Source organism: Leifsonia williamsii, assembly GCF_030433685.1.
GTDB classification, from domain to species: domain Bacteria; phylum Actinomycetota; class Actinomycetes; order Actinomycetales; family Microbacteriaceae; genus Leifsonia; species Leifsonia williamsii.
Genome location: NZ_JAROCF010000001.1, coordinates 1,700,951 through 1,726,715 on the forward strand (window position 1 = coordinate 1,700,951; position 25,765 = coordinate 1,726,715).

23 protein-coding genes are annotated in these 25,765 nt (G+C 71.8%); 14 read left to right on the forward strand and 9 right to left on the reverse strand.

All coding sequences use genetic code 11. The annotated features are described in order from the left end of the window. Nucleotides 1-23: 23 nt before the first annotated feature. Both P5G50_RS07990 and P5G50_RS07995 read right to left on the reverse strand, forming a co-directional pair. A complete protein-coding gene (locus P5G50_RS07990; protein WP_301211140.1) occupies nt 24-1,745 on the reverse strand; it encodes a phospho-sugar mutase in 1,722 nt (573 codons plus the stop codon). Next, nucleotides 1,742-2,575, reverse strand: a complete 834-nt coding sequence (locus tag P5G50_RS07995; RefSeq protein WP_301211137.1) for a purine-nucleoside phosphorylase — start codon at nt 2,573-2,575, stop codon at nt 1,742-1,744. The genes P5G50_RS07990 and P5G50_RS07995 overlap by 4 nt, the downstream gene beginning before the upstream one ends. 110 nt (nt 2,576-2,685) lie before the next feature. Here P5G50_RS07995 and P5G50_RS08000 point away from each other — a divergent pair, with 110 nt between their 5' ends. The 3 genes from P5G50_RS08000 to P5G50_RS08010 all read left to right on the forward strand — a co-directional run bounded on the left by P5G50_RS08000 (nt 2,686) and on the right by P5G50_RS08010 (nt 7,297). After that, the gene (locus P5G50_RS08000; protein ID WP_301211136.1) at nt 2,686-4,122 is read left to right on the forward strand and encodes an NAD(P)H-quinone dehydrogenase; all 1,437 of its coding nucleotides are present in this window, start codon (nt 2,686-2,688) and stop codon (nt 4,120-4,122) included. Nucleotides 4,123-4,137: 15 nt separating this feature from the next. Next, a complete protein-coding gene (locus P5G50_RS08005) occupies nt 4,138-6,270 on the forward strand; it encodes a cation:proton antiporter domain-containing protein (RefSeq protein ID WP_301211134.1) in 2,133 nt (710 codons plus the stop codon). 196 nt (nt 6,271-6,466) lie between these two features. Next, on the forward strand, nt 6,467-7,297 hold the full coding sequence (locus P5G50_RS08010; RefSeq protein ID WP_301211132.1) for a type IV toxin-antitoxin system AbiEi family antitoxin domain-containing protein: 831 nt from the start codon (nt 6,467-6,469) through the stop codon (nt 7,295-7,297). 80 nt (nt 7,298-7,377) lie between these two features. Here P5G50_RS08010 and P5G50_RS08015 read toward each other — a convergent pair whose 3' ends face one another. Continuing rightward, nucleotides 7,378-9,144, reverse strand: a complete 1,767-nt coding sequence (locus P5G50_RS08015) for an acetyl/propionyl/methylcrotonyl-CoA carboxylase subunit alpha (protein ID WP_301211130.1) — start codon at nt 9,142-9,144, stop codon at nt 7,378-7,380. 139 nt (nt 9,145-9,283) lie between these two features. Beyond that, on the reverse strand, nt 9,284-9,922 hold the full coding sequence (locus P5G50_RS08020; protein WP_301211410.1) for a Maf family protein: 639 nt from the start codon (nt 9,920-9,922) through the stop codon (nt 9,284-9,286). Between the two features lie 24 nt (nt 9,923-9,946). Between P5G50_RS08020 and P5G50_RS08025 the strand changes: the two genes are divergently transcribed. The 4 genes from P5G50_RS08025 to P5G50_RS08040 are packed head-to-tail and all read left to right on the forward strand — an operon-like array spanning nt 9,947 to nt 14,205. Continuing rightward, nucleotides 9,947-11,239, forward strand: a complete 1,293-nt coding sequence (locus P5G50_RS08025) for a class I SAM-dependent RNA methyltransferase (RefSeq protein ID WP_301211129.1) — start codon at nt 9,947-9,949, stop codon at nt 11,237-11,239. 23 nt (nt 11,240-11,262) lie between these two features. Next, the gene (locus tag P5G50_RS08030) at nt 11,263-11,922 is read left to right on the forward strand and encodes a response regulator transcription factor (RefSeq protein ID WP_301211127.1); all 660 of its coding nucleotides are present in this window, start codon (nt 11,263-11,265) and stop codon (nt 11,920-11,922) included. Next, nucleotides 11,909-13,186: an ATP-binding protein gene (locus P5G50_RS08035; RefSeq protein WP_301211125.1), complete on the forward strand. Its 1,278-nt coding sequence runs from the start codon at nt 11,909-11,911 to the stop codon at nt 13,184-13,186. The genes P5G50_RS08030 and P5G50_RS08035 overlap by 14 nt, the downstream gene beginning before the upstream one ends. Then, nucleotides 13,183-14,205 carry a hypothetical protein gene (locus P5G50_RS08040; RefSeq protein WP_301211123.1) on the forward strand — a complete coding sequence of 341 codons (1,023 nt, stop codon included), beginning with the start codon at nt 13,183-13,185 and terminating at the stop codon, nt 14,203-14,205. Before P5G50_RS08035 ends, P5G50_RS08040 begins: the two co-directional genes overlap by 4 nt. Before the next feature lie 353 nt (nt 14,206-14,558). Here the strand turns inward: P5G50_RS08040 and P5G50_RS08045 are convergent, their stop codons facing one another. Beyond that, nucleotides 14,559-14,789, reverse strand: coding sequence for an acyl-CoA carboxylase subunit epsilon (locus tag P5G50_RS08045; protein WP_301211121.1), 231 nt, complete (start codon nt 14,787-14,789; stop codon nt 14,559-14,561). Then, nucleotides 14,786-16,423 (reverse strand): acyl-CoA carboxylase subunit beta, encoded by a 1,638-nt coding sequence (locus tag P5G50_RS08050; protein WP_301211118.1) that lies wholly within the window; start codon nt 16,421-16,423, stop codon nt 14,786-14,788. The genes P5G50_RS08045 and P5G50_RS08050 overlap by 4 nt, the downstream gene beginning before the upstream one ends. Nucleotides 16,424-16,476: 53 nt before the next feature. Here P5G50_RS08050 and P5G50_RS08055 point away from each other — a divergent pair, with 53 nt between their 5' ends. After that, complete coding sequence (locus P5G50_RS08055) at nt 16,477-17,280, forward strand: biotin--[acetyl-CoA-carboxylase] ligase (protein ID WP_301211116.1); 804 nt, start codon at nt 16,477-16,479, stop codon at nt 17,278-17,280. A gap of 7 nt (nt 17,281-17,287) precedes the next feature. After that, a complete protein-coding gene (locus P5G50_RS08060) occupies nt 17,288-17,836 on the forward strand; it encodes a PH domain-containing protein (RefSeq protein ID WP_301211115.1) in 549 nt (182 codons plus the stop codon). On the opposite strand, the gene P5G50_RS08065 is transcribed toward P5G50_RS08060, so the two are convergent. Then, nucleotides 17,798-18,337 carry a GtrA family protein gene (locus tag P5G50_RS08065; RefSeq protein WP_301211112.1) on the reverse strand — a complete coding sequence of 180 codons (540 nt, stop codon included), beginning with the start codon at nt 18,335-18,337 and terminating at the stop codon, nt 17,798-17,800. The genes P5G50_RS08060 and P5G50_RS08065 overlap by 39 nt on opposite strands. 129 nt (nt 18,338-18,466) lie before the next feature. On the opposite strand from P5G50_RS08065, the gene P5G50_RS08070 reads away from it, so the two are divergent. Next, nucleotides 18,467-19,606: a 5-(carboxyamino)imidazole ribonucleotide synthase gene (locus tag P5G50_RS08070; protein ID WP_301211110.1), complete on the forward strand. Its 1,140-nt coding sequence runs from the start codon at nt 18,467-18,469 to the stop codon at nt 19,604-19,606. A 6-nt stretch (nt 19,607-19,612) separates the two neighbouring features. Here P5G50_RS08070 and P5G50_RS08075 read toward each other — a convergent pair whose 3' ends face one another. Beyond that, nucleotides 19,613-19,771 (reverse strand): hypothetical protein, encoded by a 159-nt coding sequence (locus P5G50_RS08075; RefSeq protein ID WP_301211108.1) that lies wholly within the window; start codon nt 19,769-19,771, stop codon nt 19,613-19,615. 951 nt (nt 19,772-20,722) lie between these two features. Here P5G50_RS08075 and purE point away from each other — a divergent pair. The 4 genes from purE to P5G50_RS08095 all read left to right on the forward strand — a co-directional run bounded on the left by purE (nt 20,723) and on the right by P5G50_RS08095 (nt 24,546). Continuing rightward, nucleotides 20,723-21,256, forward strand: a complete 534-nt coding sequence (gene purE, locus P5G50_RS08080) for a 5-(carboxyamino)imidazole ribonucleotide mutase (protein ID WP_301211105.1) — start codon at nt 20,723-20,725, stop codon at nt 21,254-21,256. A gap of 13 nt (nt 21,257-21,269) precedes the next feature. Continuing rightward, nucleotides 21,270-22,631 (forward strand): LCP family protein, encoded by a 1,362-nt coding sequence (locus P5G50_RS08085; RefSeq protein ID WP_301211104.1) that lies wholly within the window; start codon nt 21,270-21,272, stop codon nt 22,629-22,631. A 95-nt stretch (nt 22,632-22,726) separates the two neighbouring features. Then, a complete protein-coding gene (locus P5G50_RS08090; protein WP_301211102.1) occupies nt 22,727-24,013 on the forward strand; it encodes an acyltransferase family protein in 1,287 nt (428 codons plus the stop codon). Further along, nucleotides 24,010-24,546, forward strand: coding sequence for a DUF488 domain-containing protein (locus tag P5G50_RS08095; protein WP_301211100.1), 537 nt, complete (start codon nt 24,010-24,012; stop codon nt 24,544-24,546). Before P5G50_RS08090 ends, P5G50_RS08095 begins: the two co-directional genes overlap by 4 nt. Nucleotides 24,547-24,552: 6 nt before the next feature. Here the strand turns inward: P5G50_RS08095 and P5G50_RS08100 are convergent, their stop codons facing one another. Beyond that, the gene (locus P5G50_RS08100) at nt 24,553-25,749 is read right to left on the reverse strand and encodes an acyltransferase family protein (RefSeq protein ID WP_301211098.1); all 1,197 of its coding nucleotides are present in this window, start codon (nt 25,747-25,749) and stop codon (nt 24,553-24,555) included. Nucleotides 25,750-25,765 lie beyond the last annotated feature (16 nt).

A 25,765-nucleotide genomic window follows, 5' to 3' on the forward strand; every position in this document is an offset into this window, starting at 1 on the left:
GGCCTCCGGCGTGACGCGGGGTGCTACGCGGTCAGCTCCCGCATCGCCGCGGCCAGTGCCGCGACCCGCGCGGTCGCCGTCTCCCGCCGCTGCGCCAGGTCGCCCTGGTCGCTGGAGGCGTCGATGTAGATCTTGAGCTTCGGCTCGGTGCCGCTCGGGCGCACCATCACCCGGGAGCCGTCCTCGAGGCGGATGCGCAGCACGTCGCTCGGCGGCAGCCCCTCGAAGCCGTCGCGCAGGTCGTCGATCTGCGCGACCCGCACCTCCCCGAGGCTGCTCGGCGGGGTGGCGCGCAGGGAGGCCATGATCTCGCCGATGCGGGACAGATCCGTGACGCGGATCGAGATCTGGTCGCTGGCGAAGAAGCCGAACCGCTCGGCGAACTCGTTCAGCCGGTCGCCGATGCTGCGGCCGGAGGCGGCGAGCTCGTTGGCGAGGTCGAGGAACGCGGTCGCCGCCGAGATGCCGTCCTTGTCGCGGACGGTGTCGGGGTTGACCAGATAGCCCAGCGCCTCCTCGTAGCCGAAGATCAGCCCCGGCGCGCGCGAGACCCACTTGAAGCCGGTGAGGGTGTCGGCGAAGTCGAGCCGGTAGGCGTCGGCCACGGCGGCGAGGGCGGGGGAGGAGACGATCGAGCAGGCGAGGGAGCCGAAAGCGGCGCCTCCTGCCGCCCGCGACGCCAGCTCGGCGGCGCGCCAGCCGAGCAGCGCGCCGACCTCGTTGCCCGACAGGCGCCGGTAGCCGCTGTCGCTCGACGGGTCGGGGATGGCGACCGCGAGCCTGTCGGCGTCGGGGTCGTTGGCGATGACCAGGTCGACGCCGGCCTCCCGGGCCGTGGCGAACGAGAGGTCCATCGCTCCCGGCTCCTCGGGGTTGGGGAACGCCACGGTCGGGAACGCGGGGTCGGGGTCGGCCTGCGCCTCCACGAGGGCCGGAGTCGCGAAGCCGGCGCGCTCGAACACCGCGCGGGCCGTGCGCCAGCCGACGCCGTGCATCGCGGTGTAGGCGAACGAGACGGCGTCACGCGGGGCGTCGGTGCTCGCGACCGCCGCGGTGGCGGCGATGTACGCCTCCTCGACGTCGTCGGGTGCGACCTCGTAGCGCTCGGAGCGCGGGAGGTCCGCGACGCTGCCCTGCGCCACCTCGAGGATGTGCGCCGCGATCTCGGCGTCGGTCGGAGACACGATCTGCGAACCGTGGTCCTCGCCGCCGAGGTAGACCTTGTAGCCGTTGTCGTTCGGCGGGTTGTGGCTGGCGGTGACCATCACGCCCGCGCTCACGTCGAGGTGGCGCACGGCGAATGCGAGGACCGGTGTCGGCAGGAGGCGCGGCAGCAGCACCGCGCGCACCCCGGCTCCCGCCATCAGCTCGGCGGTGTCGCGCGCGAACACGTCGGAGTTCTTGCGGCCGTCGTAGCCGATGACCACGGACGGCGTGCCGCCCTCGGCATGCTCCAGGAGCCAGCGCGCGAAGCCGGCCGCCGCCTGGGCGACGAGCACCCGGTTCATCCGGTTGGGGCCGGCCGCGATTGCGCCGCGAAGCCCGGCGGTGCCGAAGGCGAGGCGGGTGTCGAACCGCGAGTGGAGGTCGGCCAGCGCCTCCGCGGAGCCCGCCTCGACCGCGACGACCAGGTCGTCGAGCTCCTGGCGGGTCTCGGGGTCGGGGTCCTGCGCCAGCCAGGCGCGGGCGGCCTCCAGCAGGGCCGGGGTGTCGAGCGGGCCGGAGGTCTCGGGCGCCGCGTTCACAACGCCTCCACGATCTGGGCGAGCAGGGCGCTGATCACGGGCTCGGCCGCGCGGCCGGCGTCGACGACCTCCTGGTGGCTGAGCGGGGTCTTCTGGATGCCCGCCGCGAGGTTGGTGATCAGGGACATGCCGAGGATCTCCATGCCGGCCTGGCGGGCGGCGATGGCCTCCAGCGCGGTCGACATGCCGACGATGTGGCCGCCGACGGCCTTCGCCATCTGCACCTCGGCGGGGGTCTCGTAGTGCGGGCCGCGGAACTGCGTGTACACGCCCTCGTCGAGCGACGGCTCGATCGTGCGGGCGAGGTCGCGCAGCCGGCGCGAGTACAGGTCGGTGAGGTCGATGAAGGTGGCGCCCTCGAGCGGGGAGTCCGCCGTCAGGTTGATGTGGTCGCTGATCAGCACGGGTGTGCCCGGCTTCCAGTGCTCCTTGATGCCTCCGGCGCCGTTGGTGAGCACCATCGTCGTCGCGCCGGCCGCCGCCGCGGTGCGGACGCTGTGCACGACCCGGCGGACGCCGTGGCCCTCGTAGTAGTGCGTGCGGGCGCCGATCACGAGGGCGCGCTTGCCGCTCGGGAGCAGGACGGAGCGGAGGGTGCCGACGTGCCCCTCCAGCGCCGGCTTGCTGAAGCCGACGATCTCGGTGGCGGGGATGGTCGCGGTGGTCTCGCCGATGAGGTCGGCGGCCCTGCCCCAGCCGCTGCCCAGCGTGAGGGCGATGTCGTGCTTGGCGACGCCGGTCTTCTCGGCGAGCTGCTCGGCGGCCTGCCGGGCGACCTCGAACGGGTCGGTCGCGCGGTCGTCGAGCGGATTGGTGATGGATTCCAGCATGAGGCAACTCTACTGAGCGGGTCGGAGGCGCGAAGGGGCCGCCGGGATGCGCATCGGAGCGGCTGTGCAGCGCGCGCCGTGCCGTGCGGCGATACGGAAGAATGGTGCGCATGGCCTATGAGTTCGAGCGCAAACAGCGGATCGCCGTCGTCGGCGGCGGCCCCGGCGGGTACGAGGCGGCGCTGGCGGGCGCGCAGCTCGGCGGCGAGGTGACGCTGGTCGAGCGTGCCGGCGTGGGCGGCTCCGCCGTGATCACCGACGTCGTCCCCTCCAAGAGCCTGATCGCGACCGCGGAGGCGACCAACGCCATCGCGGAGGCGGCCGACCTGGGCGTGCAGTTCTTCACCCGCGGCGAGAGCGGCAAGCCGGTGCGCCCCGAGCTCGCCGTCAACCTGGCGGCGGTCAACAAGCGGCTGATGGGTCTCTCGCGGCAGCAGTCCGAGGACATGCGGGCCGAGCTCGTGCGGGCCGGCGTGCGCATCATCAGCGGCGAGGGGAGGCTCGACGGCCCCAGCGCGGTCATCGTCTCGACCGGCCGCGGCGGCTCGGGGACCGACTTCGACCGGGTGGAGGCCGACACCATCGTCCTGGCGACGGGTGCGTCGCCGCGTGTCCTGCCGTCCGCGGTGCCGGATGGGGAGCGCATCCTCACCTGGACGCAGCTCTACGACCTCGACTCCACCCCCGAGCACCTGATCGTGGTCGGGTCGGGCGTGACCGGCGCGGAGTTCGCCTCCGCCTACACCGCGCTCGGCTCGAAGGTGACGCTGATCTCCTCCCGCGACCAGGTGCTCCCGGGCGAGGATGCCGACGCGGCCCGCCTGATCGAGAACGTCTTCAAGCGCAACGGCATGCAGGTCCTGTCGAAGTCGCGCGCGGAGTCGGTCGTGCGCACCGAGAACGGCGTCGTGGCCACGCTGACGGACGGCCGGACCGTCGAGGGCTCGCACTGTCTGATGGCGGTGGGCGCCATCCCGAACACCTCCGGCATCGGACTCGAGGAGGCCGGCGTCCAGCTCACCCCGTCGGGCCACATCCGCGTCAACCGCGTGGCGCGCACCTCCATCCCCAACATCTACGCCGCCGGCGACTGCTCGGAGTCGCTGCCGCTCGCCTCGGTCGCCTCGATGCAGGGCCGCACCGCCGTCTTCCACGCGATGGGAGACGCGGTCAACCCGATCGAGATGCGCAACGTGACCTCGAACATCTTCACCCAGCCCGAGATCGCGACGGTCGGCTGGAACCAGAAGCAGATCGAGGAGGGCATCGCTCAGGGCGACATCTACAAGCTGCCGCTCAAGTCGAACCCGCGCGCGAAGATGCTCGGGCTGCGCGACGGCTTCGTCAAGCTGTTCGCCCGCACGGGGTCGGGCACGGTGATCGGCGGTGTGATCGTCGCGCCGCGCGCCTCGGAGCTGATCTTCCCGCTCGCGCTCGCGGTCGAGCATCGGCTCACCGTCGACCAGGTCGCGCGGGCCTTCACCGTGTACCCGTCACTGTCCGGCTCGATCACCGACGCCGCGCGCGCCATGCACATCGTGCTCTGAACGGAGGGGCGGGGGATGGAGGAGCTGCTCGTCATCGGCGTGCTCGCCGTGCTCACCATCGCCGCCGCCACCACGCTCGGACCGAAGTTCGGGGTGGCGTCGCCGCTGATCCTCGTCGTCGTCGGGATCCTGGTCAGCCTGCTGCCCTTCGTTCCCGCGGTCACCATCGAGCCGGAGTGGGTGCTCGCCGGGGTGCTCCCGCCCCTGTTGTACTCGGCCTCCGTCTCGATGCCGTCGATGAACTTCCGGCGCGAGTTCGGGGCGATCGGCGGCCTCTCGGTGCTGCTCGTCATCGTCAGCTCGGTGCTGCTCGGGCTGTTCTTCGCGTGGGCGATCCCGGGCCTCGGACTCGGCTGGGGCGTCGCGCTCGGCGCCATCGTCAGCCCCACGGACGCGGTCGCGACGGGGATCGTCAAGCGGGCCGGCGTCTCGCCGCGGGTCGTCGCGATCCTCGAAGGGGAGAGCCTCCTCAACGACGCCACGGCGCTCGTGCTGCTGCGCGCGGCGGTGGCGGCGGCCGCCGTCGCGACGTTCACCCTCGGCGCGGTCACGCTGTCGTTCGTCTACTCGGTGGTGATCGCCGTCGCGCTCGGGTGGGCCGTCGGCAGGCTCAACCTGATCGTGCGGGCCCGGGTGACGGACGCCACCGTCAACACGGTGCTGTCGTTCACGGTGCCGTTCCTCGCCTCCATCCCGGCGGAGGCGCTGGGCGCGTCGGGGCTGGTGGCCGCCGTCGTCGCAGGGCTGGTCACCGGCAGCCGGGCGCCGCGCGTGCTGTCACCCGAGCACCGGCTCTCCGACGCGCAGAACTGGCGCACGGTGGAGCTCGTGCTCGAGGGCCTGATCTTCCTCACGATGGGGCTCGAGCTGTTCGGGATCCTGCAGCAGGTCGAGAAGGATCATTCCGGCCTCCTTCCCGCGGTCGGCGTGGCCGCGGGCGCGCTCCTGCTGACGATCGTCGTGCGCGCGGCCTTCGTGGCGCCGCTGCTCGCGCTGCTGGCCCGGCGCCGCCGCAGGGGCGAGCGGATGCGACCGCGGCTGCAGCAGCTCCAGGAGCACCTGGCCGACCCGGAGGCGACGCGCCGGCGGCTGGAGCAGCGGGTGCGCGGGGCGCTGCCGGTGGGCGGTGCGGGGGATGCGGCGGGCGTCGCGGCGGGTGACGCTGTGGGCGCGGGGTCGGGTGACACGGAGCACGCCTCGGCACGCGAGGCGTCGGGCGGCCCAGTGGGTGAGGTGTCGGGCGACGCGGTGGTCGACGTGTCGGGCGCTTCGGCACGCGACGTGTCGGGCGGCCCGGCGGGCGACGTGTCGGGCGACCCGGCGATCGACGTGTCGGGCGCCTCGGCACGCGAGGTGTCGGGCGGCCAAGTGGGTGAGGTGCCGGGTGACCCGGCGGTCGACGCCGCGGAGGCGTGGGCGGCGGAGGCGTGGGCCGAGGGCGCGGGGGCTGACGGGGCCCAGGCAGCGCGGATCTCCATCGTGCCCGACCCCCGGCGCGGGCCGGGCGTGAGCGGTGTCGCCGCGGCGCAGGACAGTCGGGGGCGCGGTCGACGCGGGCAGGGCCGGCAGCGCCGCGGGCGCCGCGTGCCTACGGTCGAGAACCTCGCACGATTCGGGACGCGGCTGCGACGCGTTCTCGCCGACATCGACTACTTCGCCGGCGCTCCGCTCGGCTGGCGCGAGGGATCGATCGTGGTCTGGGCGGGCATGCGCGGCGCCGTGACCGTCGCGGCCGCGCAGACCCTCCCGCACGACGCCCCAGGCCGCTCCGCCCTGGTGCTGGTCGCGTTCCTGGTGGCGGCGGGTTCGCTGCTGCTGCAAGGCGGAACGCTCGGTCTCGTGCTCCGTCTGGTGAAGCCGGCAGGAACCGACCCCGAGGCCGAGCGCGACGAGCGGCAGCGGTTGATGGAGCTGCTCCGCACCGCGGCGCAGGCCGTGCCCCTGCCCGACGTCGGCGAGCGGACACCGGAGGCGTTCGGCCGGTTCAAGGCGGCGCGGCTCGAGCAGCTGCGGGCGCAGCGCTCCGCCCTGCTGGACGCCCGCGACGACGGCACTTTCAGCGCCGACGTGCTCGCCGCCGCCCTCAGCAACCTCGACGCCGACGAGATCAGCATCGACCTGAAGGGCGACCCCGCCCCACCCGCGTGACTCTCGCCCCGCGTCCCCGCAACTCCGGAGATCCACTCCACACCGCGCCCAACCTCCGGAGTTGGTCTCGATCGCCCGGTGTGTCGCGCCCGGCCTCCGGAGTTGCGAACCCTCCACACCACGCCTCCGGCGGCGACGTGTCCACAGATCGCCCCGTTGCCGACACGGCCAGGATCATCCGCGCTGAACTGGCTCCATGGTGTGCACCCAGGTTCTCGAACGCTACGGCGGTATCGCCACCGCAGCGCAGCTCGCGGCGGCGGGCGCCACTCCGCGCGCACTGACCGCCCTCGTGCGCGAGGGGCATGCCATTCGACTTCGTCGCGGCGTCTATGCGCTACCCGGCGCCCTGCCGTCCGCTGTGGAGGCGGCACGAGCGGGAGGGAGGCTGTCGTGCGTCTCCGCCGCACGAAGCTTCGGCTTGTGGGGCGGAACGGATGCGCGCCTCCACCTGCGGGTGCCGGCGCATGCCACGCGACTTCCTGCGAGCGAGGCGGTGAGGCACTGGGTCGATGACGAGGGGAGCGATGAGTGCTGGCGCGTGTCGTTCGACGAATGCCTGCGCTCGGTCGTGAGGTGTGCCGACGAAGAGACCGCGGTGGCCGTCCTCGACACCGCGCTGTCGTCGGGCGCGGCGACCCTCGTGGGGCTCCGACGTGTCTTCGCGTCCGAGCCGGCGAGGTCGCGGCACGTCGCCTCGCTCGCTCGCCCCGGATCGGACTCGGGTGTGGAGTCGCTTGTGCGCCAGCGGCTGGAGGCGGCGGGACACATCGTGGCGCAGCAGGTCCACGTCCCCGGCGTCGGCCGCGTCGACATGCTCGTCGACGGGGTGCTCTTCCTCGAACTCGACGGCTTCGCCTATCACGGCGACCGGCGCGCGTTCGAGCGGGATCGCGCACGCGATGTCGGGCTCGCACTGAGTGGTCGGCGGCGATTGCGGCTCTCGGCCGCTCAGGTGATGAACGAGTGGGAGTCCGCGCTCGCCGCGATCGAGGGTGTGCTGGCTGCTCCGGAGGTTCGGGCGTGAGAGGCCCGATTAAGCACAGAACTCCGGAAGTCCGGCCCGGGGCGGGGAGGACTTCCGGAGTTGCTGTGGCGGGATTGGCGTCAGACGATCGTGAGGAGGAGGTGGCCGGAGGAGACCGTCTCGCCCACGGCGGCGTTGATGCCGGAGATGGTGCCGTCCTTGTGGGCGGTGAGCGGCTGCTCCATCTTCATGGCCTCGAGCACGAGCACCAGGTCGCCCTTGACGACCTCGTCGCCGTCGGCGACCGCGACCTTGACGACGGTCGCCTGCATCGGCGCGGTGATCGAGTCGCCGGTGGCGGTGTCGACGTTGTGCGCTGCGCCGCGGCGGCGCGGGGCCGGAGCGGAGGAGGCGTCGGAGGCCGAACCGCCGGAGAGCAGCTTCGCGGGCAGCGAGACCTCGATGCGCTTGCCCTCGACCTCGACCACGACGCTGCTGCGGCGCTCGGCAGGGGCCTGGTCGCCGAGCTCGCCCGACCAGGGCTGGATCTCGTTGTTCCACTCGGTCTCGATCCAGCGCGTGTAGATCGAGAACGGCTCGCCGTCCTGCGGCGCGAAGGCGGGGTCGCGCACGATCGCGCGGTGGAACGGCAGCACGGTCGGCAGGCCGGCCACCTCGAACTCGTCGAGGGCGCGGCGGGAGCGCTCCAGCGCCTCCTCGCGGCTGCTGCCGGTCACGATGAGCTTCGCGAGCATGGAGTCGAAGGCGCCGCTCACGACGTCGCCGGCCTGGATGCCGGTGTCGACGCGCACGCCGGGGCCTCCTGCGGGCTTGAAGACGTGCACCGGGCCGGGGGAGGGGATGAAGTTGCGGCCGGCGTCCTCGCCGTTGATGCGGAACTCGAACGAGTGCCCGCGCGGCGCGGGGTCGTCGTAGTCGAGCTCGCCGCCCTCGGCGATGCGGAACTGCTCGCGGACGAGGTCGATGCCGGTGACCTCCTCCGAGACCGGGTGCTCGACCTGGAGGCGGGTGTTCACCTCGAGGAACGACACCGTCCCGTCCTTGCCGATGAGGAACTCGCAGGTACCCGCTCCCTGGTAGCCGACCTCCTTGAGGATGGCCTTCGACGAGCTGTACAGCTTCTCGGTCTGCTCGGCGGTGAGGAAGGGGGCGGGCGCCTCCTCCACGAGCTTCTGGTGGCGGCGCTGCAGCGAGCAGTCGCGCGTGGAGACGATGACCACGTTGCCGTATGCGTCGGCGAGGCACTGGGTCTCGACGTGGCGGGGCTGGTCGAGGTACTTCTCGACGAAGCACTCGCCGCGACCGAACGCGGCGATGGCCTCGCGGGTGGCCGACTCGAACAGCTCGGCGACCTCGTCGCGCTCGCGTGCGACCTTGAGACCGCGGCCACCACCGCCGAACGCGGCCTTGATGGCGACGGGGAGGCCGTACTGGTCGACGAAGTCGAGGACCTCGGAGGCGTCGGCGACGGGGTTCAGGGTGCCGGGGGCGAGCGGGGCGCCGACCTTCTCGGCGACGTGGCGCGCGGAGACCTTGTCGCCGAGGCGCTCGATCGCCTCGGGCGACGGGCCGATCCAGGTCAGGCCGGCCGCGATGACGGCGCGGGCGAAGTCCGCGTTCTCGGCGAGGAAGCCGTAGCCGGGGTGCACGGCGTCGGCGCCGGAGCGGCGGGCGACGGAGAGCAGCTTGTCGATGACCAGGTACGTCTCGGCACTCGTGGTGCCCTCGAGCGCGTACGCCTCGTCGGCGAGGCGCACGTGCAGGGCGTCGCGGTCCTGGTCGGCGTAGACGGCGACGGAGCCGATCCCGCTGTCCTTGGCGGCGCGGATGACCCGGACGGCGATCTCGCCCCGGTTGGCGATGAGAACCTTGCTGATACGTGGCACAGTCCCCTAGCCTATTGCGCTCGATCCCGGCTGTTTTGGACGGCCTCCACAAAAATGCATGCCCTGGCTGTGGGAGGCGCCACAAAGCGCGGCACGAAGCGCGCCACAGAACGGGACGTCAGGCGCGCGCCCGCGGGGCTCAGCCCGCGCGGTTCCAGAGCGACGTCCACTCCACCCCGAGCTCGCGGACCAGGTCGCGCAGCGTCGAGAGGGAGAGGCCCACCACGGTGCTGGGGTCGCCCTCCACGCGCGTGATGAAGGGGCCGCCGAGGCTGTCGATCGTGAAGGCGCCCGCGACCTCCAGAGGCTCACCCCTGGCCACGTATGCGTCGATCTCGGCGTCGGTGACGTCGGCGAAGGTCACCGAGGCGACCGCGGTCGCTCCGGCCGCGGCGTTCTCGCGGCCGTCGCGGTGGTCGATCAGCCAGTGGCCCGAATGGAGGCGGCCGGTGCGTCCCCGCTGGGAGCGCCAGCGCTCGCGGGCGACCTCGGGCAGGTGCGGCTTGCCGTGGATGGCGTCGTCGATCGCGAACGCCGAGTCGCCGCCGAGGATGAGCCCGTCGATCGGCTCGCCGTCGAGGGTGCCGCGCACTGCCTCCGCCTTGAGCCGTGCGAGCAGCTGCACCATCGCGTCGGCGTCGAGCGGGCCGTGCTCGGCCTCGGCCGCGGCGACGGCCGCCGGTTCGTCGACGTGCGACGGCACGACGATCGGCTCGATGCCCGCGGCGCGCAGCAGCGCGAGGCGGGCAGGGGAGGTGGAGGCGAGGTAGAGGCGCATGGTCACCTGTGGGATGCTCGACGGATGCCCCAGAAGGATGAGGTCGACCTCGACATTACCAACGTCGCCCACGGCGGCGTCTTCGTCGCCCGTCACGAGGGCAGGGTCGTCTTCGTCCCTGACACGATGCCCGGTGAGCGGGTGCGGGCGCGCGTCGCCGACACCAGCCACGACCGGTTCTGGCGGGCCGAGGCGGTGGAGGTGCTGGAGGCGGCGCCCGAGCGGCAGGATCACGTCTGGGAGGCTGCGTCGATCACGCATGCTCCTGGCCGGCGCGCGGGCGGTGCGGACCTCGGCCACATCCGGCTCGACCACCAGCGCGAGCTCAAGCGCCGGGTGATCGTCGACGCGTTGCAGCGCACCGGCCGGCTCGACGAGGCGCGCATCGCCACGCTGAGCCCCGCCGGCGGTCCCGTCAGCGTGGAGCCCGTCGTCGGCGAGACCGCGGACGGCACCGGCTGGCGTACGCGCGTGCGTCTCCAGGTCGCACAGGACGGCTCGATCGGCCCCTACGCGGCCAGGACCCACACCGTCGTGCCCGTGCGCGACCTCCCGCTCGCCACGGACCTGGTGCAGGCGAACGTCCCGTTCGGCCAGCGGTTCCCCGGGGCTGAGTCGGTGGACGTCGTCGCGACCGGCGACGGAACCGCGCACGTCCTCGTCAACGACGCGCCGGTGCGCCGCGGCAAGAAGCTCGTGCGGCCGCACCGCCGCCCTGTGCCCATCCGGGAGCGCGTCGGCGATCGGGAGTTCCGGCTCGACGCGCGCGGCTTCTGGCAGGTGCACCGTGGGGCGGCCGCGACGCTGACCGCCGCCGTGCAGGACGCGGTGGACGAGGCGCTGTTCGACCCGCGGGCTGCGAACCTCGACCTCTACGGGGGAGTGGGCCTGCTGGCCGCAGCGCTCGGCGACCGGTTCGGCTCCACCCTCCGCATCACCTCCGTCGAGAGCGACGAGAACGCCACCGACGACGCCGCCGAGAACCTCGCCGACTGGGTGGGCGCGACGGCTGTCACCGAACGCGTCGAGCGGTTCGCCGCGCGGCTCGCCGCGGACGCCACCGCCGCCGAGCGCGCCCGCCTCCGCGCGGCGACCGTCATCCTCGACCCGCCGCGGTCGGGAGCCGGTCGCGCCGTCGTCGACGCCATCGCCTCCGTCCGCCCCGCCCAGATCGTCTACGTCGCCTGCGATCCGGTCGCCCTCGCCCGCGATCTGGCCTTCTTCGCCGGGCACGGCTACCCCGTGCGATCGCTCCGCGCCTTCGACCTCTTCCCCAACACGCACCACGTGGAGGCCGTGGCGACCCTCGCGCCGTGATGTCCACCACTACGATGGTCAGCATGGTGCGGGTGGCAATCGTCGACGATCACGAGTCCGTGCGGCTGGGCATCAAGGCCGCCTGCCAGGACGCGGGCTACGAGGTGGTCGCGACCGCGGCCACGGTCGACGAGTTCGTCGCCGCCCTCGGCTCGCGTGAGTGCGACGTCGTGGTGCTCGACCTGTCGCTCGGCGACGGGTCGAAGGTCACCGACAACGTCAAGCGCGCGCAGGCGACCGGCGCCGCCGTGCTGGTGCACAGCATCGCGGACCGGGTGGCCAGCGTCCGCGAGGCGCTCGCCGCCGGAGCCGCCGGCGTCATCCCGAAGTCGTCTCCGACCACGACGGTCATGAACGCGATCTCGACCGTCGCCAGGGGCGACGTGCTGAACAACCTCGAATGGGCCACCGCGATCGACGCCGACAGTGACTTCGCGAAGGCGCAGCTGGGGCGGCGCGAGCGCGATGTGCTCCATCTCTACGCGTCGGGCCTGCCGCTCAAGGCGGTCGCGGCGCAGCTGGGCATCGCGAACTCCACGGCCCGCGAGTACCTGGACCGCATCCGGGTGAAGTACGTGGAGGTCGGCCGTCCGGCGCCGACGAAGGTCGATCTGCTGCGGCGCGCGGTGGAGGACGGCATCCTGCCCGGGCTCGACCCCGACACGGGCAATGAGCGCGTCTAGCGACCTCCGGCCGGGGCCGGAGGCCCCCCGGGAGAGCGCGAAGCCGCGCAACCCGCTCAGCCGTGCGCGCATCGAGCGGATCGCCGACCGGACCGTGTCCGCGTTCGGCCTCGTCTTCGGGCTGCAGACGTTCCCGACGGCGCTGAGCCAGCTGGGCCTGCTGCGGGAGCCGGCGGGCGTCGTCGTCGCCACGCTCATCTTCGGCGGCATCCTCGTCACGGTCCTGCTCGCCGTCGTCCAGCGCGGCGTCAAGATCGCGATGGGCGTCCTCGCCATCGTCTACCTGCTCGCGATCGTCACCTGGCCGCTGCTGATCAGGGACCCGTCGCCGTTCACCGCCGAGAAGCCGTGGGTGTGGTTCCTCTGCTCGGTCTTCACCGCGTTCGCCGCGGTCGCGTATCCGCTGTGGCTCGCGCTGGCGTACACCGTGGTGACGCCGATCGCGTACGGCATCATCCGCGCCCTGCCCGCCGGCGGCGGCGTCGGGCCCGAGCTGGCCGGCCTCGACACCGTGTACGCGATCATCCTCGGCGGCGTCATCCTCGCCATCATCGCGATGATGCGGCAGGCGTCGTCGGCGGTCGACACGGCGCAGAGCCAGGCGCTCGCCCGGTACGCGACCGCGGTGCGCCAGCACGCCACCGAGGTCGAGCGCGTGCAGGTCGACGCCATCGTGCACGACAGCGTGCTCACCACCCTGCTCTCGGCCGCAGCGGCCCGCACGCCGGAGGCGCAGGAGCTCGCGGCGACCATGGCCGCGGACGCGATCGGCCACCTCCACGCCGCCGAGGCGTCCGGCCCGGAGGACCAGTCGCTCGTCGGCCTCGAGCAGCTCAGCAATCGGCTGGTGACGGCCGCCAACGCCTTCGCGTCGCCGTTCGAGGTCGAGGTGCGCGACGTGGAGGTGCACAGCCTCCCCGTGAACGTGGCGGAGGCCGTGTACTCGGCCAGCGTGCAGGCGATGGTGAACAGCACGCAGCACGCCGGGGGCCCGGAGGTGCGGCGCCGCATCTTCATCCGCGGCGGCAGCCCGGCCGCAACTGTCCACATCGTCGTCGAGGACGACGGCCGCGGCTTCGAGGTGGAGGAGGTGCCCGCCGAGCGCCTCGGCCTGCGGGTGAGCATCCGCGAACGCCTGGCGAAGGTCGGCGGCCGCGCCCAGATCCGCACCGCGCCCGGCGAGGGGACCGTCGTCACCATCCTCTGGCCGTCGTCGGAGCGCGACCGCCCACTGGCCGTGCGCGAGCAGGAGGGCGTCGCGTGATCACCCTCAACCGCGTCCTCTTCCTCAGCCTGGGCGCGCTGTTCTCGGCCTACCACCTGTTCCTCGGGCTGTCGTCGCTGTCGACCCCCGTGAATCCCTGGCCGCCCCTGGTGGCGATGGCCATCTACGCCGTCGCGGCCGTGGCCAGCCTGTGGCCGACGAGCCCCACCAAGATGCCGCTGTGGCTCGCCGCGTTCGATCTCGCCGTGTGCGTGGTCGTCCCCATCCTCGTGACGAGTCAGCTCGACCCGGCCCGCGACAACGGCTACGCGACCTGGTACGTGGCCGCCGTCGGGACGATCATGACCATCTGCGCCGTCCGGAGGCAGGCGATCATCGCGTGGGTCGGCGTCGGCTACCTCGCGGTGCAGACGGTGTTCTGGGCCGGCCCCGGCGCGCTGGCGGGGCTGGGCGTCATCGGCTCCGTCGTGTGGGTCGGCGTCGCCGTGGTCATCTCGGGTTCGCTCGCGAAGGCCGGGCGTGACGCGCTGCAGTTCGCCCGCGCCGAGCGCGAGGCCACGGAGTGGCAGGCGGCGCAGGAGGCGCACGTCATGGAGCGCCAGCTGCGCCTGCGACAGACCTACCGCGTGGCCGCGCCGATGCTGGCCGAGATCGTGCGGCGAGGCGGCGACCTGACCGAGGCCGAGCGGCGCGAGTGCCGGTACCTCGAGGGCGCGATCCGCGACGAGATCCGCGGCCGGCGCCTCCTCAACGACGATGTGCGGCGGGAGGTCATGGACGCGCGCCGCCGCGGCGTCGTGGTCAGCCTCCTCGACGAGGGCGGGATCGACGACCTCGACTCCCGCGGCCTGGACACGGTGCTCGGGCGGCTCGCGGAGGCGATCCGGGGCACGACGACCGACAAGCTCATCATCCGCACCGTGCCGCGCTCGTCGAAGACGGCGGTCACGGTCGTGGGCCTGCGCATGTCGGACGACGGCGCGGCGAACGCGCTCGGTGCCGACTCCGACGACGACGAAGTGGACCTCTGGCTGGAGATCCCGCGCCCGGTGGCCTGAAGCGGCGCAGAACCTCACGACGTCACGAGCGTTAAAGGAGAAAGGGGCCGACACCCGAATTGTCGGCCCCTTTTCAAACCCCGAGTCAGGGCGACAACCCGAATATCGCCCTGACTCGCCCCCAAAGCACTCGCCCGCTTACCCTAGTCGGCGAGTGATTGGCGGTGTGACTCACGAGGAGAGACACCTAGCAATAACCATATTGACGGTGCTCCCACAAAATACATAGTCGTCATTTTGGAGGACACCAGGGGGACACCCCGAAACCGGCTGGATACGCCGTTTCGCGGAATCCCGCCTGCCCCACATCCGGGGGACGCCCCGATCGGGGTACAACCCGTCGACGGTACGGTTCAGGCCGAGAACGAGCGCCAGGCTCCCGGCCCCGGGGTGAGCGGCTGCCGCAGCTGACGCTGGCTGCGCGCCCACGCATCCTGGCCGTGCTGGGGGCGGGCAGCGCGCGCTGCGGCGGCGGCCTCGGCGGCTGCCGCCGTCAGCACAGCGGTGACCGCGGCGATCTCCTCCGGGGTCACGCCGCGCGTGAGGAACCGGAGCTGCGACGGGTCGAGCGGCGCGTCGCTCACAGCGGGATGTTCCCGTGCTTCTTGGGCGGCAGGGAGGAGCGCTTGGTGCGCAGCGCCCGCAGCGCCTTGATCACCGAAACGCGCGTCGCCGACGGCTCGATCACGCCGTCGAGCTCGCCACGCTCGGCCGCGAGGAACGGGCTGGCGACGTTGTACGTGTACTCGTTCGCGAGCTTGGTGCGCACGGCGGCCACATCCTCCCCGGCCTCCTCCGCGCGCTTGATCTCGCCGCGGTACAGGATGTTGACCGCGCCCTGACCGCCCATGACGGCGATCTCGGCGGTCGGCCAGGCGAGGTTGATGTCGGCGCCGAGCTGCTTGGAGCCCATGACGATGTACGCGCCGCCGTACGCCTTGCGGGTGATGATCGTGACCAGCGGCACGGTCGCCTCCGCGTACGCGTACAGCAGCTTGGCGCCGCGGCGGATGACGCCCGTCCACTCCTGGTCGGTGCCGGGCAGGTAGCCGGGCACGTCGACGAGGGTGAGGATCGGGATGCTGAAGGCGTCGCAGAACCGCACGAAGCGCGACGCCTTCTCGCCGGCGTCGATGTTGAGCGTCCCGGCCATGGAGCTGGGCTGGTTGGCGACGATTCCCACCGAGCGGCCCTCCACCCGGGCGAAGCCGATCACGATGTTGGGCGCGAAGAGCGGCTGCACCTCGAGGAACTCGCCGTCGTCGACGATGCCCTCGATGATCGTCTTCACGTCGTAGGGCTGGTTGGGGGAGTCGGGGATGACCGTGTCGAGGCGGCGGTCGGCGTCGGTGATCTCGAGCTCGGGCTCCGCCTCGTACACGGGGAGCTCGGCGAGGTTGTTCTGCGGCAGGTAGCTGAGCAGCGAGCGCGCGTAGTCGAGGGCGTCCTCCTCGTCGCTGGCGAGGTAGTGCGAGACGCCGGAGACCTTGTTGTGGGTGAGCGCGCCGCCGAGCTCCTCGAAGCCGACGTCCTCTCCGGTCACCGTCTTGATGACGTCGGGGCCGGTGACGAACATGTGGCTCGACTTGTCGACCATGATCACGAAGTCGGTGAGCGCGGGGGAGTACACCGCGCCTCCGGCCGCCGGGCCCATGACGATGGAGATCTGCGGGATGACGCCCGACGCGGCGGTGTTGCGGCGGAAGATCTCGCCGTACTTGCCGAGCGCGACCACGCCCTCCTGGATGCGCGCGCCGCCGGAGTCGAGGATGCCGATCATCGGCACACCGGTCTTCAGCGCGTGGTCCATGACCTTGATGATCTTCTCGCCGGCGACCTCGCCGAGGGAGCCGCCGAAGATGGTGAAGTCCTGGCTGAAGACGGCGACGTTGCGGCCGTGGATGGTGCCGACGCCGGTGACCACCGCGTCGCCGTACGGGCGCTTCGCCTCCATGCCGAAGGCGTGGGTGCGGTGGCGGACGAACTCGTCGAACTCGACGAACGAGCCCTGGTCGAGCAGCAGCTCGATGCGCTCGCGGGCGGTGAGCTTGCCCTTGGCGTGCTGCTTCTCGATGGCGGCCTGCCCGCTCGCGGTCACGGCCTCGTGGAACCGCTCCCGGAGGTCCGCCAGCTTGCCGGCGGTGGTGGAGAGATCGGGGGTCTGACGTGCTTCGGTGTCGGTCACGCCGTTCACTCTACCGGCCAGTCGTTGGGGCATGTCGTTGAGGAAACCCTACAAATCGCGGGGTCTGCGCTGGCAGACTGGGCCAGGTGAACGACACCACCGCGGCGGACTTCCCGCGCAGCAGAGCCATCGTCCCCGTCCTCGAGGCGCTGCCGGAGGCGGGCTCGACCAACGACGTCCTCTCCGCCCGCGCCGGCGACCTCCCCGACCTGTCCGTGGTGGTCACGCGCAGCCAGACCGGAGGCAGGGGGAGGCTCGGCCGCGTCTGGGTGTCCCCGCCCGGCAAGGCGCTCGCGATCTCGGTGCTGCTGAAGCCGCACGGACTCGCGCCGGAGTCGCTGGGCTGGTTCCCCCTCCTTGCCGGTCTCGCGATGAGCAGGGCGCTGGGAGGGCTCGTCGAGCAGGAGGGCGGCCGCCGGGTCGCGGTGAAGTGGCCGAACGACGTGCACATCGACGGGCTGAAGGTGTGCGGCATCCTCACCGAGCTGCTGCCGTCGTCCGCCGGCGGCATCGACGGCATCGTGGTCGGCGCGGGGGTCAACCTCACGCTCGACCGCGAGGAGCTGCCGACCGGCACCTCCACCTCCCTCGCCCTCTCCGGGGCGACGACCACCGACCCGGACACCGTGCTGAGCGCGTACCTGGTGGAGCTGACCACCCTGTACCGCGAGTTCGGCGCGGCCGGCGGCGACCCCGACCGCAGCGCGCTGCGCGACCAGGTGACCGAGGCCTGCGAGACCATCGGCCGCGCGGTGCGTGTGGAGCTGCCGGGCGGCGACGTCCTGCTCGGCACCGCGGCCGGTCTCGACCGGGACGGCCGGCTGCTCGTGGACGCGGATGCGGGGCGCACCGCCGTCGCAGCCGGTGACGTGACGCACCTGCGGTATTAATGAAGTCATGAGCAACACGCCGGAGGGTGCGCCCGCCCAGCCCCCGGAGAAGGTCGTGGCGCGCCTCCGGGCCCACGCCCGTGTGCTGTTCTGGCCGAGCCTCGCGCTGATCGTCGCCAGCGGCGCGGTCGGCTACTTCGCCGGACGGCTCGACGAGGTGTGGGAGATCGTGCTGCTGTGGTCGGCCGCGGCCGCCGTGCTCCTCCTGCTCTTCCTGCTGCCGCTGGCGGCCTGGTTGAGCCGCCGCTACACGATCACGACGCGGCGCATCGTCATCCGGCACGGCTTCTTCGTGCGGGTGCGGCAGGAGCTGCTGCACAGCCGCGGCTACGACGTCAGCGTGCGCCGCAGCTGGCTGCAGAGCATGTTCCGGTCGGGGGACGTGCGCATCAACTCGGCGCTCGAGCATCCCGTCGTGCTGAAGGACGTGCCGAAGGCCGACCAGGTTCAGCGGGCGCTGAGCGAACTGATGGATCACGGGCAGAACGTGGTCGGGTTCCGCCGGCAGCAGTCGGAGTCAGTCTCCGACGAGACCACCGTCTGGGGCTCCCGCTAGCTGCGTCGGCCGCTCGACCGGAGCCGGCTGCCGCGCGGCCCGTGCACGCTGGGCACGCGCGGGCGAGAAGACCCACCAGCGGTAGAACGCGAACCGGAACAGCGTGCCGAGCGCGAGTCCGACGATGTTGTTGGCGATGTTGTCCGCCAGCAGCGACGTGAAGCCGAGCAGGTAGTGCGACACCCAGACGCACACGAGCGGGATGACCATGCCGGCGAGGCTGACCGCGAAGAACTCCACGCCCTCCCGGACCGTGTCCTGCTGCCGCTGCGCGGAGAACGCCCAGTACCGGTTGCCCACCCAGTTGGTGGCGATGGCCACGACCGTCGCGATGCCCGTCGCCCACAGGCTGCGGTGCGGCACGTGCGCGAGCACGGTGATCATCAGGGCGTTGAAGACCACCAGGTTGACGACGAATCCCAGCGCCCCCACCGCGCCGAACTTCATCAGCTGCGGGAGGAGCCGCGCCGTGCGCGAGGGGACGGGACTCTCTGTCGACATGCTCCAGCCAGAGGAATGGGGAAAGATGGGTGATGCGCTCGTCACACTACGCGAGCGGGGTTTCCGGTGGCTGGGAGTTGCCCACGCACACCATGAAGAGTTGAAGAGCATCGAGGAGACGAGCGGCGGATGGCGCGGACGACTGTGGGAGTGATCGGCGGCGGGCAGCTGGCCAGGATGATGATCCCTCCGGCGATCGAGCTCGGCATCGATATCAAGGTGCTCGAGGAGGCCGAGGGCATGAGCGCCGAGATCGCGGCGACCGGCGTCGGCGACTACCGCGACCTCGACACCGTGCTCGCCTTCGCCGAGACCGTCGACGTGGTCACCTTCGACCACGAGCACGTGCCGCCGGCGATCCTGCGCGAGCTGGTCGCCCGCGGCGTCGCCGTGCACCCCGGCCCCGACGCGCTGCTCTACGCCCAGGACAAGCTGCAGATGCGGGCGAAGCTCACCGAGCTCGGCCTCCCCGTGCCCGATTGGGCCGCGGTGGAGGATGCGGACCAGCTCGCCGCGTTCCTCGCCGACCACGGCGGCCGCGCGGTCGTGAAGACGGCGCGCGGCGGCTACGACGGCAAGGGCGTCCGCGTGGTGAGCGAGCCGGCCGAGGCCGACGACTGGTTCCTGGCGCTCGCCGAGGACGGCCGCGGCGGCGCACTGCTGGTGGAGGAGCTGGTGCCGTTCCGCCGCGAGCTCGCGCAGCTGGTGGCCCGCCGCCCCTCCGGCGAGATCGCGGCGTGGCCGGTGGTGGAGACGATCCAGCGCGACGGCGTCTGCGCGGAGGTCATCGCGCCCGCCCCCGGCTCGACGGGCCGCGTGGCGGAGGTCGCCGCCGACATCGCGCGCCGCGTCGCGGACGGGCTCGGCGTCACCGGCGTGCTGGCCGTGGAGATGTTCGAGACCGACGACGGCCGCGTGCTGATCAACGAGCTCGCGATGCGCCCCCACAACAGCGGCCACTGGTCGATCGAGGGAGCCGTGACGAGCCAGTTCGAGCAGCACCTCCGTGCCGTCCTCGACCTCCCGCTCGGCGCGACGGAGCCCCGCGCGGACTGGTCGGTCATGGTCAACGTGCTCGGCGGCCCGGCCGAGGGCACCCTGCAGGACCGCTACCCGGCCGCGCTCGCCGCGCATCCCGAGGCCAAGTTCCACGGCTACGGGAAGGCCCCGCGCCCCGGCCGCAAGGTCGGGCACGTCACCGTCGCGGGGGCGGACCTCGACGACGTCGTGTACCGGGCGCGGGCGGCGGCGGCGTTCTTCGAGGGGTGAGGGGCGTCAGTCTCGCGAGCCGATCGGGAGGTCGGCTCGCTCGACGAGCGGTGCCAGGAAGAACATGACGAGGGAGGCCCCGATCAGGGCCGCGCCCACCGGCGCGACGAGCAGGCGGACCAGCCGGGCCGCCAGATCGAGGGCGAGCAGAAGATCCTGATCCATCGCGCTGGACGGCCTAGCGGTCGCGATCGCGGCACCGATCGCGGGCAGCAGGACTTCGAGGGCGACGCCTCCGAGTATGAGTGCGATTCCCCACGTCAGGACCAGGCGGGGTCGGAGCGGACGCCGGACATCGATCACGCTCCTCATCGTCATGCCCGCCACAGGTATGCTGCCCCGGTCGCCCACGAGGACGACATGCCCTGCATCTGCGTGTACGCGAGGACATTGCCCCACGGGACGCGGTATGCATCGCCGTTACCGCATCCGGTGGAGTGCCACACGGCCGCTTGGCTCGCGTTGAAGCCCTTCCCCTTCGTGCACAGCGTCACGTCCGAAGCGTTCTCCCAGTAGTACTCGCGCTGGTATCCCGGGTACCCGAATACCGCGCACCCCTGGACGCTGGTGAACCACGTCCCACCGATACCCGCCACTTAGCGGACCTTGACACCGCAGCCTGCGGCACGAGTTTGTACAACATGACGGGACAGGTCGCCAGCCGCATCGGCAGCCCTGATCTCCGCTGCGACGGATGCTGCCTCTCCGGCTGCGACGACGGCCATCACTTCGGAACCCGAGGGAAGCGCCACGAGGAGCGGACCCTCGAAGGTCGCCGGGTCCAGCGATCCGTCCGGCATGAGACCTGGCGCGGACGTTGCGCTGTCCGCGTGCGCCGACTCGCCCGACGCGATGGTCGCAGGAATCAGCGTGAGCAGAACGGCGATCAGAAGTAGGCTTCGGTGGCGGACGACTCTCATATTTCCTCCCTATATGAAGAATTTCACGTATGAGAGAATGTACAGAAGTGTCCGGCGAGGGGGGAACCCGCAAGCCGGCCCGGCCGGCACCCAAAAAGACGCACAAACCACCTAAACCGATCACTGGCGAGACCGTGCACCACCCCCGGGCGTGCCTTCCCCGCCCGCGGCGTGTCGCGCCCCTAGCATGGTGCACATGCCCGCCAGTACCGCCTCCGACAGCTCATCCATCGGCACTGCGTCGCCGCTCGTCTCCGTCGTCATGGGGTCGGACTCCGACTGGTCGGTGATGGAGGAGGCGTCGCGGGTGCTCAGCGAGTTCGGCGTCGCGCACGAGGTGGAGGTCGTGTCGGCGCACCGCACGCCCGAGAAGATGATCGCGTTCGGGCAGGAGGCCGCCGGCCGCGGTGTCCGGGTGATCATCGCCGGAGCCGGGGGAGCCGCGCACCTGCCCGGCATGCTCGCGGCGGTCACCACCCTCCCCGTCATCGGCGTTCCCGTGCCGCTCGCGCGGCTCGACGGGCTCGACTCGCTGCTGTCGATCGTGCAGATGCCGGCTGGTGTGCCGGTCGCGACCGTGTCGATCGGCGGGGCGCGCAACGCCGGGCTGCTCGCCGTCAAGATCCTCGCCACCGCCGACCCGGCCCTCTCCGCCGCCCTCGAGCGTTTCGCCGCCGATCTGGCCGCGAGCGTCGAGGAGAAGAACCGGGCCCTGCACGCCAAGCTGTGAGCGACGACAGACTATGAGCACCGCTGCCACACCGCTCCGCCACCCCGACGCGTCCTCCGCACCGCTGATGACGCGGCGCGGCTGGTGGCTCGTCGCGCTCAACATCCTGCTGCCAGGTTCGGCACAGCTCGTCGCGGGCAACCGCCGGCTCGGCCGCATCGGGCTGGTCGCCACACTGCTGCTGTGGCTGCTCGCGATCGTCGCCCTGCTCACCTACCTCGTCGCGCCGTCGGCGATCTACACGTTCTTCACCCAGGCCGGCAGCCTCACCGCGGTGCAGGTGCTGCTGACGCTGTACGTGGTGCTCTGGATCGTGCTCACGCTCGACACGCTCCGGCTCGTCCGCCTCGTGAAGGCGCGGCCGAACGCCCGGGGCTGGATCGCCGCCTTCGCGGTGCTCGTGCTCGTCGGGATCACCGGCACGGCAGGATACGCGTCGGTCGTCGCCGGGTCGGCGCGCGGCGCGCTCGGCGACATCTTCTCGGCGGGGCCGTCCGAGCCTCCCGTCGACGGCCGGTACAACATCATGCTGCTCGGCGGAGACGCGGGCCCCGATCGGGAGGGTCTGCGACCCGACAGCATGTCGGTCGTCAGCATCGACGCCTCCACCGGCAAGGCCGTCACCATCGGCCTGCCCCGCGACCTCGACCCGGTGCCGTTCAGCGCGAAGTCGCCGATGCACGAGCTGTACCCGGACGGCTACGGCTACGAGGACCGCTGCGACGTCGACGTGTGCCAGCTCAACTCCATCTACACCGAGGTGCAGCTCTACAAGGGCGACCTCTACCCGAACGCCGAGAAGAAGGGCAGCGAGCCCGGCATCGAGGCCATGCGGGACGCGCTGGAGGGCGCCACCGGCCTGACCATCCAGTACTACGTCCTCATCGACATGCAGGGCTTCGCCGACCTGATCGACGCGCTCGGCGGCGTCGACATCACGGTCAGCGACCGGATCCCGATCGGCGGCGACGAGAACCTCAACGGCGTCGTGGAGTGGATCGAGCCCGGTCAGCGCCACCTCGACGGCTACCACGCCCAGTGGTACGCCCGCGCCCGGCACGGCTCCAGCGACTACGACCGGATGGCACGCCAGCGCCAGCTGCAGGACGCGATCCTCAAGCAGGTCAACCCGGTGAACGTCGTCTCCAAGTTCCAGGACATCGCCAAGGCGGGCGCCCAGGTGATGAAGACGGACATCCCGCAGTCGATGCTCGGCTACTTCGTCGACCTCGGCATGAAGACCCGCAAACTGCCCGTCGGACAGCTGGAGCTGGTGCCGCCGACGATCGACCCGACCGACCCCGACTACACGCAGATCCACCAGCTCGTGAAGCAGGCGCTCGCCCCCGCGACACCCACGCCGACCTCGAAGTAGGCGGCAGCACGCCCAGGTGACCCTCTAATAGGTCACAGGAGGCTGGGAGGTCAACCCCGTATTCTGCCGGACCTATGACGGGTACAGGTGGAACCGTGGCAGAGAAGACGACGAGTACGCGCACAGGCGGAACCCGGCTGGCGGCGCTCGACGGCCTCCGCGGACTCGCCGCCGTGGTCGTCCTGTTCCACCACGCCCTCTACACGAATCCGGCGTTCCCCGGCGCCCCGGGCGGCGGCGACGCCCCCTTCGGCTCGGCGATGTGGTGGATCAGCTACACGCCCCTCAAGCTCGCGAGCGCCGGCGTGGAGTCGGTGATCGTGTTCTTCGTGCTCTCCGGCCTGGTCGTGACGCTGCCGGTGATCCGGCACCGCGGCTTCGACTGGGTCGCCTACTTCCCGCGCCGCGTCGTGCGGCTCATGGTGCCGGTGATCGCGTCCGTGCTGCTCGCGGCGGTGTGGGTCGCCGCGATCCCGCAGCGCTCGATGCAGCCCGACGGCACCTGGCTCAGCAACTCGTCCACGCCGAACTTCGGCTGGGAGAAGATCGTCACCGCGATAGACCTGCTCGGCGGCGACGGCCAGATCAACAACCCGCTGTGGTCGCTGCGCTGGGAGCTCGTCTTCTCGCTCCTGCTCCCCGTCTTCGCGGTGGCCGCGCTCGCCGTCCGCAAGTGGTGGATCGGCGGCCTCCTCGCCGCCTGCGCGATCACCTGGCTGGGCGCGCGCGCCGGGTCGGGCGAGCTGGAGTACCTGCCCGCCTTCTTCGTCGGCGCTGTCATCGCGGTCCGTCTGGAGGCCGTGCGCAACGTGGCGGAACGGATCAACGCCCGCTGGTACCGCCACCTGCTCTGGGGCACGGTGGCGCTCGGCAGCGCCATGCTCCTGATCGCGCCGTGGCTGGTCGGCCCGTCGATCGCGGACATGAAGGAGCTGCACTTCGCCCTCCGGGGCCTGGTCCCGCTCGCCGCCGGCGGCCTGGTGCTCTCGGCCCTCGGCTGGAGCCCGCTGCGTAAGGTGCTCGAGACGCGGCCGGTGCAGTTCACCGGAACCATCTCGTTCAGCCTGTACCTCGTGCACGTGCCGATCCTGATCTTCAGCGTCTACCTGTTCGCCGGGCAGCCGTGGATCGCCGGAATCCTGTTCGGCATGGCGCTCGCGGTGCTCGTCTCGATCGCGTTCACGAAGCTGATCGAGCAGCGCAGCCATGGCTGGTCGAAGCGGGTCGGCGCCTGGGCGTCGAAGCGCTACGCCACCTGGTTCGGCCCGAAGGAGGACGCGGAGGCCGGCGAGCAGCAGGCCGAGCGTCCCGGCCGCGCCGAGCACCCCGCCCGCGCCGAGCACAGTGCCCGCCGCGAGGAGCAGCCGGCCGCGCAGCGGTGACGACCGTCCACACCATCGGGCACTCCACCCGGACCGTGGCAGAGGTCGCCGACCTGCTGCGCGAGAACGGCGTCACGCGGCTGGTCGACGTCCGCCGCTTCCCCGGCTCCCGTCGGCTTCCGCAGTGGGGGAGGGAGGCGGTGGAGGCCGCCCTCCCTGCCGACATCGACTACCGCTGGCTGCCGGCCCTCGGCGGACGCCGGCACACGCCGGCCGGAACGCCGACGGTCAACGAGGGCTGGCGGGTCAAGGCGTTCCGCGACTACGCGGACTACATGGCCACCCACGCGTTCCGCGACGGGCTGGACGAGCTGTGGCGGCTCGCCGAGGAGCGCCCGGCGGCGATCATGTGCAGCGAGGCGCTGCCGTGGCGCTGCCACCGTCGGCTGATCACGGACGCGCTGATCGTGCGCGGCGCCGAGGTGGTGGACATCCTCGGCCCGCACTCCACGCGTCCGGCCGAACTGACCACGTTCGCACGGCAGGAGGGCGGGACCCTGACGTATCCGGCCGCCGCCGTCGCTCAGGGCTGACGATGCTCAGGGCTGACGGTCGAGCGCCGGCTCCTGCACGCCGGAGCGTGCGGCGAACACGCGCGTGACCAGGTCGCCGACGCGCTTCGACAGCGTGTGCGCCCGCTTCTCCACCAGCGTGTAGAACAGCGGCGCGACGACGAGCGCGAGCACCACGGACACCGCGGCGACGACCGGCAGCGGCAGCCCGCGCAGCAGGTAGCTCATCGTGAGGATGATCGGCACGTGCACGAGGTACAGGCTGAACGAGACCTTGCCGGCCCACGCGAACGGCTGCCGCGACAGCAGGTTCGACAACGGCGCCCACTCCAGGCACACCAGGACGATGCCGAGCGCGGCCACCGGCTGGAAGCCCGCCAGGACCACCCGGAACGGCTGGTACGCGGTGGGGAACAGCCATGGGCCGATCAGCAGCAGGAGGGACACCACGAGCACCGCGATCCACAGCAGCCACCCGGCGCGCCAGCCGTTGATGCGCTCGCCGAGGCCGTGGATGCGCCCGAGCAGCACCGCTGCCAGCGCGCCGACGAAGAACGCGGGGAGGTAGTGGAAGCCGCCCGCCACCGCGTTCAGGCCGATCGCGACCGAGGCCACGGCGGCGGCGAGGCCCAGCGGCCACCAGCGCTTCAGCAGGAGCGCGAGGCCGATGAACAGCGGCAGCGTCACCGAGAAGATCATCTCGTAGTACAGCGACCACAACGGGTTGTTGAGCCCGAAGTCGAACACGGTCGGATCGAGCACGGACATGAACCGCTCGAACGTCACCGGGTTCACGCTCGTGGAGGCGACCCAGGCGCTCACCGCGAGCCGCGGGATCTGTGGGACCAGGAGGGCCAGAGCGGTCGCGAACAGGATGGACGCGACCACCGGCAGGCCGATGCGCACCAGCCGGCGCGGGAAGTACGCCATCCAATCGAACGGCCGGGGTCGCAGCACCGGCAGCGTGAGCACGAGGCCGCTCAGCACGAAGAACACCATGACCGCCTCCGGGCCCGCGGTGAACAGCTTCAGCGGCGTGTAGCTCAGCCACCACGACACCGAGCCCGCGTGCGGCGTCGGCCCGCTGCCCCAGATGTAGGTGGAGGCGATCGGGGCGTAGAGCAGCGAGACGTGGTGCGCCAGCACCACGAGGGCGGCGACGCCGCGCACCCCGTCGAGCGAGGTGAGGCGGCCGGTGGGGCGCAGGAGGGCGGGAGAGGTCATGAGAGCGCGTGGGAGG

What these genes read in the sequence shown, in the direction of transcription:
- P5G50_RS08100 (WP_301211098.1), bottom strand. Translation starts at nt 25,749, where the DNA reads ATGACCTCTCCCGCCCTCCTGCGCCCCACCGGCCGCCTCACCTCGCTC.
- P5G50_RS08010 (WP_301211132.1), top strand. Translation starts at nt 6,467, where the DNA reads ATGGTGTGCACCCAGGTTCTCGAACGCTACGGCGGTATCGCCACCGCA.
- P5G50_RS08035 (WP_301211125.1), top strand. Translation starts at nt 11,909, where the DNA reads ATGAGCGCGTCTAGCGACCTCCGGCCGGGGCCGGAGGCCCCCCGGGAG.
- P5G50_RS08050 (WP_301211118.1), bottom strand. Translation starts at nt 16,423, where the DNA reads ATGCCCCAACGACTGGCCGGTAGAGTGAACGGCGTGACCGACACCGAA.
- P5G50_RS08085 (WP_301211104.1), top strand. Translation starts at nt 21,270, where the DNA reads ATGAGCACCGCTGCCACACCGCTCCGCCACCCCGACGCGTCCTCCGCA.
- P5G50_RS08025 (WP_301211129.1), top strand. Translation starts at nt 9,947, where the DNA reads ATGCCCCAGAAGGATGAGGTCGACCTCGACATTACCAACGTCGCCCAC.
- P5G50_RS07995 (WP_301211137.1), bottom strand. Translation starts at nt 2,575, where the DNA reads ATGCTGGAATCCATCACCAATCCGCTCGACGACCGCGCGACCGACCCG.
- purE (WP_301211105.1), top strand. Translation starts at nt 20,723, where the DNA reads ATGCCCGCCAGTACCGCCTCCGACAGCTCATCCATCGGCACTGCGTCG.
- P5G50_RS08030 (WP_301211127.1), top strand. Translation starts at nt 11,263, where the DNA reads ATGGTGCGGGTGGCAATCGTCGACGATCACGAGTCCGTGCGGCTGGGC.
- P5G50_RS08070 (WP_301211110.1), top strand. Translation starts at nt 18,467, where the DNA reads ATGGCGCGGACGACTGTGGGAGTGATCGGCGGCGGGCAGCTGGCCAGG.
- P5G50_RS08005 (WP_301211134.1), top strand. Translation starts at nt 4,138, where the DNA reads ATGGAGGAGCTGCTCGTCATCGGCGTGCTCGCCGTGCTCACCATCGCC.
- P5G50_RS08075 (WP_301211108.1), bottom strand. Translation starts at nt 19,771, where the DNA reads ATGGATCAGGATCTTCTGCTCGCCCTCGATCTGGCGGCCCGGCTGGTC.
- P5G50_RS08020 (WP_301211410.1), bottom strand. Translation starts at nt 9,922, where the DNA reads ATGCGCCTCTACCTCGCCTCCACCTCCCCTGCCCGCCTCGCGCTGCTG.
- P5G50_RS08000 (WP_301211136.1), top strand. Translation starts at nt 2,686, where the DNA reads ATGGCCTATGAGTTCGAGCGCAAACAGCGGATCGCCGTCGTCGGCGGC.
- P5G50_RS08065 (WP_301211112.1), bottom strand. Translation starts at nt 18,337, where the DNA reads ATGTCGACAGAGAGTCCCGTCCCCTCGCGCACGGCGCGGCTCCTCCCG.
- P5G50_RS08060 (WP_301211115.1), top strand. Translation starts at nt 17,288, where the DNA reads ATGAGCAACACGCCGGAGGGTGCGCCCGCCCAGCCCCCGGAGAAGGTC.